Origin of the sequence: Herbaspirillum sp. C9C3 (assembly GCF_013359625.1) — a bacterium.
Classification (GTDB): domain Bacteria; phylum Pseudomonadota; class Gammaproteobacteria; order Burkholderiales; family Burkholderiaceae_D; genus Herbaspirillum.
Map to the genome: position 1 here is coordinate 411,408 of NZ_JABFMQ010000001.1, position 19,470 is coordinate 430,877.

17 protein-coding genes are annotated in these 19,470 nt (G+C 60.9%); 4 read left to right on the forward strand and 13 right to left on the reverse strand.

Going from position 1 to position 19,470, the window contains the following annotated elements:
* The first annotated feature begins 46 nt into the window (after positions 1-46).
* Positions 47-1,357 (forward strand): hypothetical protein, encoded by a 1,311-nt coding sequence (locus HNO82_RS01915; RefSeq protein WP_249776910.1) that lies wholly within the window; start codon positions 47-49, stop codon positions 1,355-1,357.
* A 44-nt stretch (positions 1,358-1,401) separates the two neighbouring features.
* Here the strand turns inward: HNO82_RS01915 and HNO82_RS01920 are convergent, their stop codons facing one another.
* The 12 genes from HNO82_RS01920 to HNO82_RS01975 form a co-directional block, all read right to left on the reverse strand.
* A complete protein-coding gene (locus HNO82_RS01920) occupies positions 1,402-1,902 on the reverse strand; it encodes a hypothetical protein (RefSeq protein WP_175342552.1) in 501 nt (166 codons plus the stop codon).
* Positions 1,903-1,986: 84 nt separating this feature from the next.
* Complete coding sequence (locus tag HNO82_RS01925; RefSeq protein ID WP_175342553.1) at positions 1,987-2,421, reverse strand: hypothetical protein; 435 nt, start codon at positions 2,419-2,421, stop codon at positions 1,987-1,989.
* A gap of 310 nt (positions 2,422-2,731) precedes the next feature.
* Positions 2,732-3,172, reverse strand: coding sequence for a hypothetical protein (locus HNO82_RS01930; RefSeq protein WP_175342554.1), 441 nt, complete (start codon positions 3,170-3,172; stop codon positions 2,732-2,734).
* Between the two features lie 69 nt (positions 3,173-3,241).
* Entirely contained in the window at positions 3,242-3,715 is a 474-nt protein-coding gene (locus tag HNO82_RS01935) for a YncE family protein (RefSeq protein WP_175342555.1), read from the reverse strand.
* Between the two features lie 67 nt (positions 3,716-3,782).
* On the reverse strand, positions 3,783-4,277 hold the full coding sequence (locus tag HNO82_RS01940; protein ID WP_175342556.1) for a hypothetical protein: 495 nt from the start codon (positions 4,275-4,277) through the stop codon (positions 3,783-3,785).
* Entirely contained in the window at positions 4,274-5,575 is a 1,302-nt protein-coding gene (locus HNO82_RS22160; protein WP_249776911.1) for a hypothetical protein, read from the reverse strand. The genes HNO82_RS01940 and HNO82_RS22160 overlap by 4 nt, the downstream gene beginning before the upstream one ends.
* Position 5,576: 1 nt before the next feature.
* Positions 5,577-8,534: a type VI secretion system Vgr family protein gene (locus HNO82_RS01950; RefSeq protein ID WP_349627544.1), complete on the reverse strand. Its 2,958-nt coding sequence runs from the start codon at positions 8,532-8,534 to the stop codon at positions 5,577-5,579.
* 288 nt (positions 8,535-8,822) lie between these two features.
* Positions 8,823-9,626, reverse strand: coding sequence for a transporter substrate-binding domain-containing protein (locus HNO82_RS01955; protein WP_008328621.1), 804 nt, complete (start codon positions 9,624-9,626; stop codon positions 8,823-8,825).
* Positions 9,627-9,686: 60 nt separating this feature from the next.
* Positions 9,687-10,343, reverse strand: coding sequence for a ligase-associated DNA damage response endonuclease PdeM (pdeM, locus tag HNO82_RS01960; protein WP_175342558.1), 657 nt, complete (start codon positions 10,341-10,343; stop codon positions 9,687-9,689).
* Positions 10,340-12,907 (reverse strand): ligase-associated DNA damage response DEXH box helicase, encoded by a 2,568-nt coding sequence (locus tag HNO82_RS01965; protein ID WP_175342559.1) that lies wholly within the window; start codon positions 12,905-12,907, stop codon positions 10,340-10,342. The genes pdeM and HNO82_RS01965 overlap by 4 nt, the downstream gene beginning before the upstream one ends.
* The gene (locus HNO82_RS01970) at positions 12,888-14,591 is read right to left on the reverse strand and encodes an ATP-dependent DNA ligase (RefSeq protein WP_175342560.1); all 1,704 of its coding nucleotides are present in this window, start codon (positions 14,589-14,591) and stop codon (positions 12,888-12,890) included. Before HNO82_RS01970 ends, HNO82_RS01965 begins: the two co-directional genes overlap by 20 nt.
* Complete coding sequence (locus tag HNO82_RS01975) at positions 14,584-15,645, reverse strand: ligase-associated DNA damage response exonuclease (protein ID WP_175342561.1); 1,062 nt, start codon at positions 15,643-15,645, stop codon at positions 14,584-14,586. The genes HNO82_RS01970 and HNO82_RS01975 overlap by 8 nt, the downstream gene beginning before the upstream one ends.
* 361 nt (positions 15,646-16,006) lie before the next feature.
* Between HNO82_RS01975 and HNO82_RS01980 the strand changes: the two genes are divergently transcribed.
* From HNO82_RS01980 to HNO82_RS01990, 3 genes are all read left to right on the forward strand, one after another.
* Positions 16,007-16,939, forward strand: coding sequence for an HDOD domain-containing protein (locus HNO82_RS01980; protein ID WP_008328626.1), 933 nt, complete (start codon positions 16,007-16,009; stop codon positions 16,937-16,939).
* A 515-nt stretch (positions 16,940-17,454) separates the two neighbouring features.
* Complete coding sequence (locus HNO82_RS01985) at positions 17,455-18,204, forward strand: transporter (RefSeq protein ID WP_008328627.1); 750 nt, start codon at positions 17,455-17,457, stop codon at positions 18,202-18,204.
* Positions 18,205-18,330: 126 nt separating this feature from the next.
* Positions 18,331-18,537: a hypothetical protein gene (locus HNO82_RS01990; RefSeq protein ID WP_175342562.1), complete on the forward strand. Its 207-nt coding sequence runs from the start codon at positions 18,331-18,333 to the stop codon at positions 18,535-18,537.
* A gap of 86 nt (positions 18,538-18,623) precedes the next feature.
* Here HNO82_RS01990 and HNO82_RS01995 read toward each other — a convergent pair whose 3' ends face one another.
* Positions 18,624-19,376 (reverse strand): SDR family NAD(P)-dependent oxidoreductase, encoded by a 753-nt coding sequence (locus HNO82_RS01995; protein WP_175342563.1) that lies wholly within the window; start codon positions 19,374-19,376, stop codon positions 18,624-18,626.
* Between the last annotated feature and the right edge of the window lie 94 nt (positions 19,377-19,470).

The following is a 19,470-nucleotide window of genomic DNA, read 5'->3' on the forward strand; positions in this document are numbered from 1 at the left end:
ACTTCCTCATCCTGTAGCGGCTATCCTGCTGCTTGCTCCTCTTGGCTTGAACCTGGCCCATGCAGCCGATACCGGCTTCTGCAACGCTGAGCAGACGCTGGACAAGGACCGGCTCGCCGCCACCCTGATCCGTACCTATCCGGTGAGCACGGCCTATTTATCGGTTGGCCAGGATCCGGCCCCGTTGAACTCGCCGCGTGCCCTGGTGGCCTGGTTGTTGCAAAAGCGCGCCATGGAGAAGTCTGGGGGGCAGGGCTGCCAGGGCGACAGCTGCAACGTTGACCATATGGCTGCGGATGTACAGGCGCTGCTCGACGGCAAGGATGCGCGCTTCCAGCCCAGTGGTCGCAGTGATGTGGTGGCTTTTTTCCGGGACAACAGCCGCGTGGCGCTGCGTTGTGAAGGGACGGGTGCGGCACCGACGCTGGCGCATGCAGAGACGGCCTTGCGCATGGGCGTGGCGCCGGTGGCGGTGCCTACCCCGGCGGCTGGTCCTGCAACGCCACCGGCTAACGGGACTGCCGGTCCGGCACAGCCGGCCGGCTGGATGGATCGTGTGCGGATTCGGGGCAATCCTGACCAGCTTTCCATCGACCATCGGGACAAGGCTGGCTTCTCCTCGGTCGACCGCGCGCGGGTGGCGCTGGCCAATGACGATGTAGCGCAATCACGCACCAATGACGTGGTGGTTTTTGCCGGCTATGCGCTGGACAAGCGCCCTCTGGGGACGCCCGGCAGCACCTATGAGGCGGTGCCTTATGTCGGGTTCAAGCAGAACCGGGTGACCAACTATGACAGTGGCAGTGCCGAGATCACCACGACGCGCACCAGCCAGGTAGGGATGCTGTCGGCCTTCCACTTTGCCCATGCTGATACGGCCAATACCGAGGACCTGACGGCGCGTCCCGATTACCTGGTCAACAGTACCGACGGCAGCCGGCTGCTGACGGTCAACTTCACGTTGACACCGGTGCGTCCCGGCGTGCTCAACGATTTCCTGCGCTGGAACAATGGGTTGGCCTTCAAGCCCATCCTGATTGGTCAGAGCCGCAATGGTATCTACATCAACCGGGGCGATGCGGATGTGGTTGACCAGCATCGCGACTTCATTCGCCTGGGGGCGCAGGCGGGGTTCACGCTGTCTTCCACCAATCCGGCCTTGCCGTTTGATTTCACCACGACCTATACCGGGTTGAAGGCCTTGCAGGGCAATCGCAGCATTCATTACTGGAAGTCGGTGCTGACTTACAACTTCAACCAGAACGTGGGCCTGAGCCTGGATTATTCGAATGGCTTGCTGCCCGATAGCGGGGATGCGGAGCGCAAGTGGGGGTTGGGGGTGTCCAGCAAGTTCTGATTAGCGGAGGCAGCAGTGACGGGGGCGGCGCGCTGTCGCGTTGCTTAATCGCATCCTGCACCAAGCCCGTAGAGCATCCATCTTCCTTGGTCGAGTCGGAGACTGCGGCTTTGCACGCAGGCTTCGTTGACGAAGAACATCACCTCAATTTGCTCATCGGTGACGGTTGTGGTGACTTGCCAGGCTTCACCGGCTTTCATCAGGTGATCGAGCAGTTCGTCGTCAACTTGAAGTACTTCTTGTAGGTCCTCTTGGCCGCTTCCACTGTATTCGGCGTTGACGTTGGGCGTGACATGCTGCTTGAGATAGGCCTTGCGGGCGGGAGTTTTGCTTGCGCAGAGCAAGGTCTCGATCAATTCATGCGCCTCGTGCGGTAGTTCGCGGCGCAGCTCGGAACGCTCAGGCGCTGTGCAGGCATTTTGATACGTTGTGCCTTGCACCTCCAGCGGTGGGAATGACTGTTCGACTTTTGTTGCGCTTGCAAGGAGCAGGGCCGTGGCGATGCCTAAAACCGTAGCCATGATCAGTAGAGCAGTTCTTTTCATGAAGGAAAGGCTGATTCAAAACATGGATTGATCAACGTTCCCGGCATTCGCTTGAAGGCCGAGAACCACAGCTGTGTGCTTAGGTCATTTTGACGCCACAAATTCACTGAGTACCTCTTTGATTTCGTCCTTGGTCAGATAGCCCGTGCTGAGGATCGTATCGAGGTCCTTTCTGGTAAGGGGATGATTCCTGAGAAGTTTCAGCAGCGCTTCCTGACGGAAAGGAGCTGCTTCTAACGGGGCGATCATGGTCGGATCCGGCAGGTTCTCCAGCGGCAGCGGCATGCGGTCGATGTTGACATAGATCTTGTAGCGGGACACCCCTTCAGCTAAGGACGTGTCGTAATAGAGCGTTGCTCCGCTCGGCAGCACACCATTGGAGGCCTGATAGGAACGCAGCTGCAGAGGGGCGGAGAGGCGGTGGATTTTGGCGGTGGTGAATTCCCATACGAGATATCCAACCATGAACAGGCTCGCAGTCATCATCCCGGCGAGAAAAATAATTGCCTTGCTTTTCATATTGGTGGTCCGCAGACGCGGCTTTGGTGTGACACAGAATCGAAGGTGTTGCTATGCGCGAACGAGGCTTCCAGTTGCTCGGCCAAACACCTCAAGCAGCTTGTCGGTTGTTCGTCACTTCGGGCAGACAGAGACTTCGGCCTCTGTTCAAATGGACTAAGCAACCGGCTTGCTGGAGCGGAAGTTTTGCCAAAGCCCCACCATCAGCCGCTTTCGGAATCAGGTTTTTCGCGTCGTGAAGAGAGAGGCGATCTGATACGTGACTGTCGGCATTCTTGCCAGACAATAGAGATGTTCTGGCATGCTGGCGTCATTTTCCGTCCGTGAATTCGGAAAGGACTTCCTTAATTTCGTCTTTTGAGAGATAGCTAAAATTGACGATCGCCCGGAGGTCATTTTTGGTAAGGGGATGATTCCTGAGTAGTTTGAGCAGAGCTCCCTGACTGAAAGCGATCGCGTCTACCGGATCGATCATGGTGGGGTCCCGAAGCGTCTCTAGCTCCAGCGACATCCGATTGATGTTGACGTAAATTTTATAGCGGGAAAATCCTTCAGGGAAAGACGTATCGTAATAGAGGGTTGTACCGACTGGCAGCAGACCATTTGATGCCTGTTCGGTACTGAGTTGCAAAGGTGTGGTGAGGCGGTGGATTTTTACGGTAGCGGTCTTCCAGACAAGGTAGCCGCAGAACAGCAAACTTGTGGCAGTGGCCCCGCCAAGGAAAGAAAGTATCGTGCCTGGTATTTTCATGATTCGTAAATTGCAGAGCTTGAGCCTTTTGCACCTCGACATCATGAGGGCAGCAGGAGTCAGTAATTGTTAGCCTGACTGCTTTCCGGGGAAAGGCGAGCAGGTCTCATCATCAAGCTTCATGTCGTAGATATACCCGACCACCTTTCCTTTGGCCAGGTCGACGACTTCGTCATCGACGATCGCCATTGTCTGATCCTTGCTGAAACGGGCTTCATAAGGGCCACGCGTGCGCGTGAAGTGACCGACAGGCTTGCCCCGCCGGAGATCGATGATGTAGATCTTGTTGAATGGCGGGATGCCCCGAGGTAGCTTGCGCTGGTCGATTCCCCAGACGATGGCGTGGGTCCGGGCGCAGTTGACGGCCCATTGGTTCACCGGAATGTCCAGTTGGACGGCGACAGTGCGTCTGCCCGCTTCAAAAGCGAATTGGTTGCCGACAGCGCGGAAGTCGCTGCGATGCCTGGGAGTTTCGGCTCCAGCCTTCGCAGGACAGGTGAAGAGTGCGAAAAGAAAGAGAGCTAGTGAGTAGCTTGACGTCATAAAACATGAGTGTCCGTTATTGACAGTACACCTCAGTCTGCCGGGTCTCAGATGGCTGAGTGAGAAACTAATCGCAAGCGCTACCGATGGCCGTAATCATCCAGCGCCCTTTTTTGCGCAACAGCTCTCGGTCAGAAATACAGGCTTCGTTGGGCATGTAGGTGATACTGACGCGGTTAACTGAGACTTCTACACTGACATCCCATGCCTCGCCTGCGCTCAGTAATCGTTCTGCAAGCGCCGCGTCGGCTTTGACTCTTTGGGTGCGCTCCACGTAGTTTTCATCCATCGACGTGCGTTTTATGAATTTGCTCATATGCCGTAGCAAGTAGTTTTTGCTGGCTTCCGTCTTCTTTGCGCATAGGAGCGTCTCAGCTAAATCCGCAGATCCTGCTGGTAGTTCTGCCCGCATGGACTCTCTTTCTTCGGGTAGGCATGCGTTTGCTTTCATCTCGCCCTGAACATTGATGGGCGGTAAATCAGAATGCGGCGGGTTCGCTGATGTCGGGGAGGGAACGATGACGAACGTCGAGAACAGATAGAGGAGAGGTATGCTTTTCATAGAATCTTGGGTTCTAAGACAGTGATGTGAAAATGATGTGCATGTGTCTTCTCATTTCGTGATATTTGCAGATTGGGTGCTGGCGCATTTTTGTCTTTGCTATTGCTATCCATGAACCATGGATCAAATATCTGCGAAACGGCTGGAGAGTTCATCAGTGACTTTCTAAATGTTCTGACCTTGCTAGGCTCATTCTTATTTCTTTCTTGATTCCAAGCAGCTTCGGCCAGATTGCGCCTGACGTCTGCTTTTGCGGCCAGTTCTCTTGCCGTAGTTAAAGCTTCCACTGCCGCTGAGTTGTCAGGATGGTTTTTACTCGCTTTGACGGCTTTCACAAGCTGCTGACGAGCAGCGGCTTGTTCGGTCTTCGCCTGCCTGAATTCTGCAAACAGAGATTTCTCAGCTTCACTCACATTAGGCGTGTCGATACCCCATTTTTTGCGAAGTTCTTCCCGATTCAGGCGAATATCATCTAAATAATTAATATCAAGGCCTAGACCCGCGCGATGTGCGATAGACCCAAGCATGGGACGCCAACATGAAGTGACAGCAATCTTGTCGACGTCGGCGTTCAGCGCAGCACTCATCAACGCTGCATATCCTGCAGGGTGGACCCGTGTAAGCCCCTCGCTTAGTAGGCTGTAACCTTTTTTTATATTGGCTCTTGGGTTGTCTGAGTCCTCAAAATTTATCGTCAACGACTTGCCTTCTGCATCTAAGCGCAGGCGTGGACTTGCTAGCCCGTTATAAATCGCTTCGATGGCTTCCAGCATCTCCGGTGATGTGTCTCGGGGTAATAAGGCAGCTACTTCAGCAGCCGTATATTTGTGCGATATCTTCATCCAGATATCCCCGGTTAGCTGCGCTTCATAGACATCCGTTCTTATATCTTCATTATTTTTTTGATCGGTTAAAACTGGTGCGTCAGTAGCATCTGATTTCCCACTTTTCTCCAAGACCTTTACCACAACATTTCTTTCTCCGACCTTGACCACATAGACGGGATTTTTTCTATAAGACGGATGCGCATCGCTATTGAGATACAAGGATACGCTTGCTCCTGACTTTATGGACGGGATAACAATCTGTCCATTATCCCCGCTGACCCGTTTGGGCTTGTTCTTATAGATTTCCTGAGCGACGCCATCAACGGCCACTGCATAGGGAATTGAGAGACCCTCTGAAATTCTCGCGTCAAAAATATATTTGACAGTAAATCTTGCTTCGACCTTGACATCCTTGATGGCGTGATTGTCGAGCTTGGTTTGAGTAGTTAGTGCAGGTAAATCTTCGTTCATTTCAACAACTTTCAATAGGGTTGGTGTCCTCCTCGTCCGGAGGCATTACTGATGTGTTCCAGAAGACCTGGACTTCTTGCGTCTCCGCAGTACTTATTTGCTCGGTTCGTCCATGTTTATCAGTGACTCCTCTTAGTAAGGTTCCGTCGCCCAACTTCAACACGTAAGTAAGGCCCGCTATAGGTTTGCCGCTGTCAAAGTCAATCGCTCGCAAGCGTTCAAAATATCGACGAGGTCGGCTGTCAGGTAGCATCGGAAATTCTGGCGAATCCCTCGCTCCTCCCGGAAACGCATGCGTCCCCCCCTTCACCGAAAACGTCCCCGGACAGGCAAACGTGATATTCCCGCCCTCCAGCGTCACCGAAGCCTGCCCCGCCTGCAGCACGATCTTCTGGCGTGCCTTGATCTCGATGCCTTCATTGACGCTGATGACGCTCACCTCCTTGTCAGCCAGGATCTCCAGCGCATCGGTATGCGCCTGCAAGGAAACCGGACCATTGCCGGCGAAGGCCTGTATGCCGCCGTCGTGCGCAAAGAGCGTGGCCGCCTTGCCGGCCGCAAGGCTGGCGGTATCGGCGGCAGTCCAGTGCGTATCCCCCTGCGTGGTCCAGTGCAGGTTTTCTCCAGCGTAGAGCACGGTGGAGGCCGCACTGGCCCAGTTGATGTTGGTCGGGGACTCCATCAGCACAGCGGCTTTCGCGAACATCTCGACTGGTTGCGCACGGTCGTTCTCGCGTGACTCCGGCTGGCTCTTGAAGGCCTCCTGGCCGTTCACACTGCCCGGATGCTTGCCTTGGTCCGCCGGATCGATGATGGAGATGAACTCGCTCTTGGCCTTGAATGCCGCCGCACTATGCAGCACCTGCTGCTGTGCGGCGGCCTCGCCCATGATCTGCGCCAGTTGCTGCGCACCCTTCAATTGCGCCACGGCTTCGTGGGCATCCATCTGCGTGCTGGTGACGCTGGCACCGGCAACCGGACGCGCCGTCGAGGAAATCAGCAAGCCCTGCGCGCCGCGCACCACGCCCCAGGCATCACTACGCAATTCAAAACCCTGGCCGCGATAGCTGCCGCGCCGGGCACCGGTGTCGGCCTGTTCGATCAGATGGCCGAGATTGAGCTGGGACTTGGCCTGGCTGGACGCCAGCCGCATGCGCAACTGCAACTGCGTGTCGTCCACCACCCATTGATTGAAGCCGCTGCCATCATGCGCCGTGCTGTGCCAGCCCGAGAGCGTGCTGGCGTGATTGGCCCCGGAATCAGCGCCAGCCGGAAAGGGCGGCACGTCGCTGCCGTTGTAGAGCTGCGCGACCACTACCGGACGATCTATGTCGCCCTCCATGAAATCGATCAACACTTCACTGCCGACGCGCGGCGTGAACTGGCTGCCCCAGTTGGGGCCGGACTGCGCTTCGGCCACGCGCACCCACGTACCGGAGGCATCGTTGCCGGGGGCGTTGCCGTTCTTGTCACCGAGGTTCCCGGTGTCGCGCAAGCCGCCCGGATTGGGCGACTTCCCGCGCTGCCAGTGAAACTGGACCTTGACGCGGTGATTGCGGTCCGTGGTGACGGCCACGTCCGGCAGGCCGGTCACCAGCGCAGTCTGGGGGCCGCGTGCAGTCGGTTTCAGGCGTTGCGTGATGGCGATGGGGACAATGGGGACCACGTCGCGCAAGGCCACGAAGCTGTTGCGGTAGGTGCCAGTCTTGAGGTCGTCCTCCGATGCGCTGTCCGATGCGGGCGTCTTGCCGAACAGATTTCCCAGCGAGGCGGGGAGCACCTGGTCGAGGATCTGGGCAATGTTGCTGTCGAAATTATTGCGTGCACTGTGACTGACCGAGAGCAGCTTGAAGCGGTTTTCACCGTCGGGATAGCGCTCGTGCTGGCTCAGCGTGAACTGCATGCCAGCACCGAGCTGGCGCGCCGCGCCTGTGCCTTCAAAGTGCTTGTTCTGCATTTCCAGGGCCTGCAGCATCAACCGTGCATGGGTCGCGGCCGCTTGCTGGTCCGCAAAGTCCTGCTGGCCGGTACCGTCGTAGACCGGCAGGGCAGGGAGTTCACCGGCATCCAGGCTGGAGCTCTCCTCGGCCGAAGGTGAAGAAATCTTCTCGGGATGCCAACTGGCCAGGGCCACCGCATTGGAACGCACGCTACGCACGGCGCCAAAGTCGGTGATGGCGTCACTGGCCTCGGTGGCCGCGACCCGGTGAAAGCGGATGCGCGTATCGCCGCCCGGCAGATCCGGTGCCTTGGCCTCGCGGTCAAAGATGACCAGCTTGTGCCTCGCCTGTTGCTGGCCATGAGCGCGGTCTTGCTCACCCTCCTGCCGATGCTCGAAGCGAAAGTTCAGCCCCTCGCTGGCCAGGATGCGGTGCAGGAAGGCGAAATCACTCTCGCGATATTGCGTGCAGATGTCGCGCTTGCTGAGAGGCTGGGTGACCTCCAATGCGAAATTGGCTTGCGGGTATTCCTTCAGGACCGCGCTGGCGATGTCGGTCACGCTCATGTCCTGGAACAGGAAACTGTCGCGACGGCGTTCGAGGAAGGCAAGAAAGGATTCCAGCCGAAGCCGGTAGCGCGCCAGCCCGCCATCGGCACCCAGCCATGAAGCCTGCGTGCAGTAGCCATGCCAGGCGCGCCGGCTGCCGTCAGCCTGAAGCAGCCGCAGGGTCAGCTCTGTGCCGATGAATTGCTTGAGATCGAGATCGGTGGAAACCGAAAGGGCGTCGATGTCGAACTGGAAGTTGTCATTGACGCTCTCCTGGCCGTGGAAGCGCTCCACGACCAAGGATTCAGGCAATCCGGCTTCCTGGGCGCCGGCCAGCGTGATCAGGCGCGCGTGTTGCGACAGTCCGGGGCCGAAGAGCGTAGAGGGGAAGCCAGAAAGGAGCGTGGAAAGCAAGCGCGGTGCAACAGGCGCGCTGTGCTGCCGGCGGGGCGGTGCTGCATCTTGCGTCACGGGATAGCCTCATCTTGATGGTCCGCCATTCGCTGTGCTGCGAACGAACGTGTGTTGGTTTTCAACACCACGCTGGCATCAAGTTGTCCCCGTGCTACCCCCTGTCATCGACTGCTGCATGGCAGCGGCGCTCAGTAATCAGGCCGCTCATTTTTGTGCCGTGCATTTTGCCAGTCCGGGCTGGCTACCTCCATCGAAAAATTTCGCTAATTCATGACTGAAATATGGGTGAAAAATAAAGCTTCATGACGCAACATCGCGGCATGAAGCTTCAAACAGATTTGCTGCTTACTGGAACGTGCTGGCCATCTTCGCCGGCAGCGGCACATTGAGCCACTTCTGCACGATGGCATTGAGTTCGCCGTTCTTCTTGGCGGAGGTCAGCACCTCGTTGACCTTGCCGAGCAAGGCGGTTTCGCCCTTGTTCAAGCCGACGCTGCAGGCTGATTCATGGATGATGTACTTGAGCACCGGCTTGTTGCCGGGTGCCTTTTCGGCCAGCGCATAGGCGACAAAGTCCCCCGTGCCCACCAGCTGCACCTGGCCTGAGACATAGGCCGAGATCATGGCGTTGTTGTCCTCATAGCGCTTGATGGTGGCGCTCTTTGGCGCCGTGTCGGTCAGTTGCAGGTCCTGGAAGGTACCGCGCGCCACGCCCACGGTCTTGCCGGCCAGGTCCGCAGGGCCGCTCACCGCCACACTGGCCACGCCGAACACGCTGTTGTTGTAGGGCGCATAGGGCTGGGAAAAATCGATCACCTTCTCACGCTCGGCATTCTTGCCCAGGGTGGAGATGACCAGGTCGGCCTTGTGGGTCTGCAGGTAGGCGATGCGGTTGGCGCTGGCCACCGGCACCAGTTGCACTTTGACGCCCATTTTCTGGGCGATCAGCTTGGCCACGTCGATGTCCAGCCCCTGCAATTGCAGGTCCGTATTGACTGAACCGAAAGGCGCAAAGTCCTGCGGTACGCCGATGCGGACCACGCCAGCCTTCTGGATGTCGGCCAGCGCATCTGCCTGTGCCGGCGCGTTGGCGAGAACGCCCAGGCCGAGTGCAATCGAAAGGGCCAGCAGGCGGTGTTTGCATGTCATTGTCTTTGTCTCCTCGTATGAATATCAGCGCGTCGATGATACCCCTTATTGCGTGGCGGCTCAGCCCGGCAGCGGCAAGACACAATCCTCGGCCGCCAAATAGATGCGCTGTCCCGGCAAGGCATCGACACGATGGCCGCCCGTGAACGCGCCAAATGCCGGCAGCATCGCCCAGCGCCCGTCCACCACGAAGCAGGGCAGCCGCAAGCTGTCGCCCGCCGAGGACAGGCGATACACCGGATGCACATGGCCCACAATGGCAAAGGCACCGTCCACCGTCTGCGGATGATGGCAGAACGCCAGCGGGCCGAGCCGCCAGGGCTCATCGACCAGTTCCATGCCCAGGACTTCGGGCGGATCACCCGCATGATGGTCGTGATTGCCACGCACCAGCGTGAGCGTCAGTCCCGCGTTGCGGCCACGCCATTGCGCCAGTGCCGAGAGCGTTCCAGCAGCACGCCCCGCGCGGGCATGCAGGAAATCCCCCAGGAACACGATGTGACGCACTGCATGCTGCTGTACCAGCGCATCGATGGCCTCCAGGTTGGCCCGCGTGGTGCCGTGCGGCACCGGAATGCCGCCGGCCCGAAAGGCCGCTGCCTTGCCGAAATGCACATCGGCCAGGATCAGCATGGCACGCTGGCGCCACAGCAGCGCGCGTTCGGGCAGCATGGTCAGGATGGCGCCATCGGCGTCGAAGCCGGGGTAGGGCATCATGCGGCAGTCTTGGGCTTGGCCTTGCGCCGGGTGGCGGGCTTGGGTTGTTCACGCGAGGCGGTCTTGTCGGCGGCACCTTCCAGCTCGCGCAGCATGCGCGCCACGCGGTCGGCCAGTTTCTCGGTCGAGAGCTTCTCGCGGAAGCGTTCCACCATCAGCGGCAGTGCAAACGGGGTAGGGCGCTCCAGCTGCACCAGCCTCAGAGTGCGTGCGCGCAGCTCGGCCAGGGTGCTGCGCAGGCGCTCCAGTTCCAGCTCCTGTTCCAGCACCTCGCGCTGGGCCTGGGTGAGCAGCAGATTGCCGGCATCATGCTTGCGGAAGACCTCGAAGAACAGCGCCGACGAAGCCTGCAACTGGCGCGCGCTCTTGTGCTGGCCGGGATAGCCCTGGCTGACCAGCCCGGCAATGCGAGCGATCTCGCGGAAACGTCGCTGCGACAGTTCGGTGGCGTTCAGGCTGCAGAGTATGTCGTCCAGCAAGTGCTCCTCGCTGAAGAGCGCTTGTGCCTGGTCCGGGGCCAGGCGCGCCCACTCCACTTGCTCCGCCGCCAGCAGTTCGATACCGTAATCGTTGACGGCCATCGAGAACGTGGCTGCCCGCGTGCTGGCCAGGCGCCAGGCCAGCAGAGACGCCAGTCCCAGGTGGACCAGGCGGCCGGCGAAGGGATAGAAGAACAGGTGATGGCCCTCCCGGCTCTTGAGTGCTTCCACCACCAGCCGCTGACCGGTGGGCAGTGCCGACCAGGCATCCTGCAGCGCCAGCAATGGCCGCACCGCCTGCATTTCCGGGCCGTCGAAATGCTGTTGTTCGGCTTGTTGCAGGCGCTCCAGCACGGCCTGCGCCAAGGTCGAGGACAAGGGCATGCGCCCGCCTTGCCAGCGCGGGACGGCGCCGCTGCCAGCAGTACTGCGGCGCACCCAGGCCGTCATCTCATGGACCCGGACGAACTCCAGTACGCGCCCGCCAAAGAGAAAACGATCACCCGGACGCAGGCGCGCGATGAATCCTTCTTCAATCGTGCCAATGCGTCCGCCTTTCAGGTACTGCACGTGCAGGCTGGCGTCGGCGACAATGGTGCCGATGTTCATCCGGTGCCGCCGCGCAATGGCCGGCACGTCAACGCGGTAGACCCCGTCTTGTCCCAGGGCGACCCGGTGGTATTCCGGATAGGCGCTCAGGCTCCGGCCGCCGCGCGCCACGAAGTCCAGCGCCCATTGCCACTGGTCCTCGCGCAAGTCGCGATAGGACCAGGCCTGGTGCACTTCCTGCAACAGTTCATCGGCGCGGAAACCGCCTCCCAGGGCGATGGTCACCAGATGCTGGACCAGTACGTCCAGCGGTGTCCCGGGTACCGCACGTTCTTCGACGCGGCCGGCCGCTACCGCATCCTGGGCGGCGATGGCTTCCACCAGCTCCAGGCTGTTGGTCGGCACCAGCGTGGCGCGCGAGCTGCGCCCCGGTGAGTGGCCGGAGCGCCCGGCGCGCTGCAGCAGCCGGGCCACGCCACGTGGGCTGCCGATCTGCAACACCCGCTCCACCGGGGTGAAATCCACGCCCAGGTCCAGGCTGGAGGTACAGACCACGGCCTTGAGTCGGCCATCACGCAGGCCGTGTTCGACCCAGTCCCGCACTTCACGGTCCAGGGAGCCATGATGCAGGGCGATGATGCCCGCCCAGTCGGGCCGGGCGGCCAACAGATTCTGGTACCAGAGTTCAGCTTGGGAACGTGTGTTGGTGAAGACCAGCGTACTGCCGCTGGCCTCAATCTCCTGCACCACGGCCGGCAGCATCTGCATGCCGAGGTGGCCAGCCCAGGCAAAGCGGGTCGGCTGCGGTGGCAACAGGGTATCGATGACGATGCGCTTGCGTTGCTCGCCCCGTACCAGCACGCCCTGTCCGGCAGCCGCAGGACCGAGCAGGACTTGCAGCGATTGCTCAAGATTGCCCAGCGTGGCCGACAGCCCCCACACCACCATCCCTGGCCGCCAGCGTCGCAGGCGCGCCAGGGCAAGCTGCACCTGTACGCCACGTTTGTTGCCCATCAGTTCATGCCACTCATCCACGATCACGGCATCGAGCTTCGCAAAGCGTTGTTGGGCATCGGCTTGCGACAGCAGCAGCGACAGGCTTTCCGGGGTCGTCACCAGGGCCTGGGGCAGGGATTTCATCTGGCGCGCACGCTCGCCAGCGGCGGTGTCTCCGGTGCGCATGCCAGCCTGCCAGTGCGGCAGCAGGTCGGCCAGCGGCGCTTGCAGGGCGCGCAAAGTGTCGGTGGCCAGGGCGCGCATGGGGGTGATCCACAAGACCCGCAGGCCGCTCACATGGGTGGGCAGGTCCGGCTGCCCCAGCCTGGGTTCGGCGTGCAGCAGGGCGGCGAACCAGACCGCATAGGTCTTGCCCGAGCCCGTGCCGGAATGCAGCAGGCCGCTCTTGCCCGAGGTGGCGGCCTGCCAGACGGCGCGCTGGAAATCGAAAACCTCCCAGCCGCGCTGGCTGAACCATTGTTCAGCCTGAGACAGGGCGATCTTCCCGCTGGAACGGGAATTAGTCGTCTTGCGTGGCACGATGCAGTTCTTTCTGTTTTTCCTCGGAGGGCAGGCTGGCGGTGGGCCCCAGCAGCTCCCGCAGACTGGCCAGGGTATCGGCCTGTTCGACCGTCTTGTCCGGGCGCTGGCGCAGGATGCGCGGGAAGCGCACGGCGATGCCCGCCTTGTGGCGGGACGACAGGGCGATGCCCTCAAAGCCGATCTCGAACACCATGCTCGGCCTGACACTGCGCACCGGACCGAATTTCTCGATGGTGGTCTTGCGGATGACCTGGTCGACCACCGCGATCTCGGCATCGGTGAGGCCGGAATAGGCCTTGGCGAAGGGCACCAACCGACGCTCGCCGTGTTCGTCCGGAGCGTCCCACACTGCAAACGTGTAGTCGGTGTACAGCGAGGCACGCCGCCCATGACCTGCCTGGGCGTAGATCAGCACGGCATCGATGGAATAGGGATCGACCTTCCACTTCCACCAGGTTCCGACATCGCGGGTGCGCCCAATGCCATAGTGTGCCTCCCGCTGCTTCAACATCATGCCTTCCACGCCACGCTCGCGCGCGCTGCTGCGCAGCTGCGCCAGGCTGCTCCAGTCAGAGGCGACGATGCGGGGCGCCAGCATCAGGGCGGGCGCGGCATGGGCCTGCACCAGGGTTTCCAGTCGGTGGCGGCGTTCATGCTGGGGCAGACTGCGCAGATCCTGGCCGTCCTGTTCCAGCAGATCGTAGGCGATCAGACCGGCGGGCAGGTCAGCCAGCAGGCGGGCGGTGAGGTTCTTGCGACCGATGCGTTTTTGCAGGTCGGCGAAAGGCGCCACGCGATCAGCTTGCGGGCCGCAATCGACCAGGCGGATGACGATCTCGCCATCGATGACGGTGCCATCGGGCAGGGCCAGCCTGGCCAGTTCGGGAAAACGGTCGGTGATCAGTTCTTCTCCGCGCGACCACAGCCAGTTGCTCCCCTGTCGGCGCACCAGCTGGGCGCGGATGCCATCGTATTTCCATTCGACTTGCCAGTCCGAGAGCGGTCCCAGAGTGTCTGGCACCTCCATCAGCGGATGGGCCAGGAAGAAGGGATAGGGCTGCCCACCCTGCAACTGCGTATCCTGACCCGCGGCCGGCGCAATCAGTGCGGCAAAGCGCAGGGCATCGGGCCGGGTGCGGCCATCGGTCCAGCCAACCATGCGTTGTGCGACCAGCTTGGGATCGAGCCGGGCAACGCCAGCCAGCGCCCGTGTGACCAGCAGGCGCGACACGCCCACGCGAAAACCGCCGCCGATCAGTTTGGACAGCAGGAAGCGTCCCTGCCAGTCCAGTTCATCCCAGGCGGCGAACAGGGCGCTGCGGATGACGGCCGGATCGGCGCCGCGCAAGGGCGCGATGCGCTCCTCCATCCAGCGCGCCAGCCCGAGGTCGCTGGCGCCGGAGGGCGGCGGCAAGACGTGGGCGATGGTCTCGGCCAGGTCGCCCACGCTGTGATAGCACTCTTCGAACAGCCATTCATCGATCTGCGCGTATTGCATCGCGCATTGCTTGAGCAAGCTGGTAGGAACCGTCTGGCGCGGCTTGCCCCCGGCCAGGAAGTACACTGCCCAGGCCGCATCGGCGGCTTGAGCACGATCAAAGTAGTCCTGCAGGGCGGCCAGCTTGCGGGTGGTGGAGGTGGTGGCGTCCAGTTCGGCATAGAGCCGCGAAAATTCACGCATGGCCGCTTTCCTGCGCTGCTACGGGCGCAGCCGGGGTAGTGCTGTCTTGCGTTTCTTCATCTCCGTATTCGGTGGCAAAGGCGCCGGCATCGAGCCCTTGCTGCCGCAGCCAGCGCACCATGGTGGCGACCTGACCATGGGTCACGATGACCCGCTCGGCGCCGGTGGCGCGGATCGCCTCGTGCAGGGCCGGCCAGTCCGCATGGTCGGAGAGGACGAAGCCACGGTCGACCCCGCGCCGCCGACGTGTCCCTCGCAAGCGCATCCAGCCGCTGGCGAAGGCATCGCTGTAGTCGCCAAACCGGCGTATCCAGGGCGAACCTGCCGCCGACGGCGGCGCGATCACCAGGCTGCCGGCGTAGACGGTGGCCTTGCTGCGTTTGTCGGCCTCCGCTTGGCCTGCGGTGAGCGTCTCCGGCAGGGCGATGCCGGCTTCGCGATAGAGCAGGTTGAGCGGCTCCACTGCGCCATGGCAGATGATGGGACCGATGCTGGCGTCGATGCCATGCAGAATGCGCTGCGCCTTGCCAAAGGAATAGCAGAACAGCACGCTGGCGCGCCCTTGCGCGGCATTGCTGCGCCACCAACGGTTGATCTCGTCGAAGATCTCCTGCTGCGCTTGCCAGCGATAGATCGGCATGCCGAAGGTGGATTCGGTGATGAAGGCGTGGCATCGCACCGGCTCGAAGGGCGCGCAGGTACCGTCAGGTTCCAGCTTGTAGTCACCCGAGGCCACCCAGATATGGCCTTCGTGCTCCATGCGCAGTTGCGCCGAGCCCAGCACGTGTCCAGCGGGGTGCAGCGACAGCCGTACGCCATTGTGGTTGATGCGCTCGCCATAAGGCAACGTTTGCAGGGGGATATCCGCACCCAGGCGCGCCCGCAGGATGCCCGCGCCCGGTGCCGCCGCCAGATAGTGCCCATGGCCCACACGGGCATGGTCGGCGTGGGCGTGCGTAATGACCGCGCGCGCCACCGGGCGCCAGGGATCGATGTAGAAATCGCCGGGGACGCAATACAGCCCTTCCTTGCGCACCACTACCATGTCTTCCATGCGGGAGTTGTCCTTGCTCTGCCTTGAAAAAATCGTGCGGCTCCGTTTTGCCGTGTCCGGCCCGCTTTGTCCATGCCTGCAGCGGTCTTGTCGCGGCTTTGTCGCAAGTTATATGAAGCTTTTTGCAGAGTTGCCGAGTTGCCGATGCCGGTTCCACTTGTCAGCTTAACGGCAAGCACGGCACCCCACTGTCAGTGCCCGCCCTGCCTTCCTGTCAGTGAGCAGGCCGACGTGTCCTGATGAAACTTGATTTCCGTTTGCATTGCCGCAACGCACAATGCACATTATTTGGGTATGCTTGTGGTGAACTCAAATTGGCATTGCGCCAAGCATCGAACTCAAAAGAATCACACGAATCCTCATGTCTCATTACGTCGATCCCCTGGTTTTCCGTGAACTGCAAGACTCTGAAGTCTTGCCTGCGCCTTCGGGTGTGCGTCTGAAGATCATGCAGATGTGCCAGCAGGAAGACATTGCGCTGCCGGAGCTGGTGGCGCAGGTGCAGGGTGATCCGGTGCTGGCCGGTCGCCTGATCCAGATTGCCAACATCCCCAACATCAACAAGGGGCGCATGGTGGCCGCCGTCAATATCGAGCTGTTGCTGATGGTCGGTCTGCATGCGGTGCGTCAGATGGCGCTGGCGATCTCGCTGACCGAATCGGCGCGGCGCGGGGATTGCGAGCAGTTCGACTATGACCTGTTCTGGAGCCGTTGCACGGCCATGGCCTGCGCCGGTCAGGCCCTGGGCGACCTGCTGCAGGTGGCGCCGCCGGCAGAAATGTTCACCATCGGTCTGCTGGCCGATATCGGCCGGCTGGGGCTGGCCTCGGCGCGTCCCAAACGTTACGGCGAGCTGCTGCGCACCGGCGTGCAGGGCGCCTCGTTGCGACAGGAAGAAAAGGCACTGTTCGGATTCAACCATCTGGAACTGGCCGCAGCGATGATGCAGGACTGGCTGTTCCCCAAGCTCTTCTGCGAAAGCGTCCTGTATCACGGCCAGGCCGACAACACCGGCATGGATGAGCAAGACCGTCAGCAGCGCCTGATCCGCCTGCTGGAACTGGCTGCCTGCGTGGCCGACGTCTGCGTGGCCAGCGATGCCCAGCGGCCGGCCCTGCTGCCGCGTCTGCTGGAACTGGGTGAACGTTTCGAGTTGCCGCTCTCCAGTCTGCAATACCTGTGCGGCCGCGTGTCCTGGGACTGGAGTGAATGGGGAGCATTGCTCAAGGTGCCGACCCGCGTGCTGCGCGAGATCGGCCCGGAGCTGCTCGCTGCGGCGCAACGGCCCGAGTGAATGGATTGCAGTCAGCGTCAGATTTAGTCATGAAAAATCGAAGTTTTTCGTTGCTGATTTGTCAGGTGCCGATGGTACTATCCCCCTCGCTCTGGAAGTGAAGCGCCTCTGTTGATCGTCAGGAACGTTGCAGGAACCGCCCGTGGCCCGCATCTCCCCGTCATCATCAGACTCTGTCCTGACTTCGCTTCCGGCGGCTCGCAAGGCTCGATGAACCCAGCCAGATTGATGTTCCTTCCGTAAAAGCCACGGCATTTACCGCAGCCACCAACGAGGACATATTCATCAATAGGGCCTTGCCTGCGCCTTTCCTGTCCGGAATGCCTGGCAATTTCCTTTGCTAATGTGTCCCCGGCATGGCAGCGGCGCGATTTCCCTTCGGTTCGCTCCGACCACAATGTTGTCTCCGTCGCCTGCGACGTGCTCCGTCACGTCTGCGGCAGGCACGGGTGTGTCATCGTGGCCACGCGAATGCCGTACCGATCAAAATAAAGTACAAGAAAGTGGGGTCTTTCATGAAAAACAAAACCATCCGAGTGTCCTGCCTGACCGCACTGCTGCTGGCCGCCAGTCATCCGGCCTTTGCCGCTCATCCGCTGGTCACCGATGATGCCGGCGTACAAGGCAGTGGCGGCATGCAGCTGGAAATGAATACCGACTGGAGCAGGCAGGACGGCAACGCCGCTCATGTGGGCGGATTGACCTTCACCTACGGCGTGACGGACAAGCTGGACATGTTCTTCAACCTGCCGCAGACCTTCCAGGCTCCGAGCGGCACCGGGGTGGGGGATGTGTCAGTGGGCGCCAAATGGCGTTTCCATGAAGCCGATGGCCTGGCGCTGGCGCTCAAGCCAGAATTGTTCATGCCCAGCGGCGACGAAGAGAAGGGCCTGGGCACCGGCAGAAACAGCATGGCCCTCACCGGCATCGCCTCCTACGAGACCGGCCCGTGGGCGCTGCATGGCAACCTGGGCCTGCGCTACAACCGCTTCAAGCTGGAAAGTGACCGGGAGGGGCAACGCAAGACCCTGTGGCGCGCTTCGGTAGCCGTCGCATATGGCCTCAATGAGCAGTGGCGCCTGGTGGCCGATACCGGCCTGGCACAGAACCCCGACGCTTCCAGCCGCAAGTTGCCTTCCTATGCCCTGGTGGGTGCGATCTGGTCACCCAACAAGACGGTGGACCTGGATGCCGGTGCCAAATTCGGTCTGAACAAGGCTGAGGTGACGCGGCAGTTCGGTGTCGGCGTGACCTTGCATTTCTGATCGGGGAGCCTCGGAGCAGCGCACGGAACTTCATCTCTGTGCGCTGCAACATGCAATGCGCTGGAAAGCCGCGCCAAATCTGCTATCGTTGACCTTGGCGCAAGGCCACGACTAAGGAGACGACATATGGATCTGGTGGAAAAATTCGATGCCAAGGGCAAGACCGGCGCACCTTACCACGTAGAGGTGTACCAGACGCAACAGGACGAGGCTGACCAGGCTGACCAGGCCTTCAGCCGCAGCTACAAGCTCACCGATGGTCGCGCGCTGGATCCCCTGACCAACGAGAAATTCAGGATCGTTCAGACCGGGGAAAAGATCTACCGCGTCTGAGTCCGCCCTGGACCCGCAACCAGCCGATCAGGCCGGCACCGCAAGGTGGCCGGCCTTTTTGTTGCCTGCGCGGACGGTACAAAGCTTCATATGCAGGTATAAGCACCGTCTGCATTGACAATGGCGCCGGTCATGAGACTGGCGGCGTCCGAGGCCAGGAAGCTCACGATCCCGGCAATTTCCTCCGGCCTGCCCATGCGTCTCTGCGGGGTCATCTCCATCCAACGGGCGATCAGCGCCGGTTCCTTTTCCAGTTCCTGCAACAGCGGTGTGGCGATGTAGGTCGGCGCCACCGCATTGACGCGCACCCCGCGTGCGGCCCATTCCACCGCCAGCGAGCGCGTCAGGTGGTGGACCGCTGCCTTGGAGGCGTTGTAGTGACACTGCGGTTGCGGCACGTTGACGATCATCCCCGACATCGAACCGATATTGACGATGGACCCGCGACCGCGTTCCAGCATGCGTCGCCCGAAGGCACGGCAGGTCTTGAAGACCCCGCCCAGGTTGACGTCGAGTACCTTGTCCCATTCTTCATCACTCATCTCCTCGGCCGGCGTATTGCTGACGATGCCGGCATTGCACACCAGGATGTCCAGCGGCGGCAGGCGGGCAGCCAGGCTGTTCAGGGCGGCGCTGTCGGTGACATCGAGCGCCAGGGACTGGGCCGACCCGCCCAGTGCGCTGGCCGTCCTGGCCGCGCTGGCACCCTGCAGGTCGGTGCAGATGACCGTGGCGCCCTGGCGCGCCAGTGCCTCGGCGCAGGCTGCGCCTATGCCTTGGCCGGCGCCGGTCACCAGTGCCAGTCGGTCATGAAGGTCACGCGAAGTAGTGGTTGCCATGCTGTCTCCTGAATCAAGTCATTTAAGTAGTAATGCTATATATTTCAGTAATCGCCTTGGTAATTTTGCTAGATATCGGCCATTGTTCTCGGGG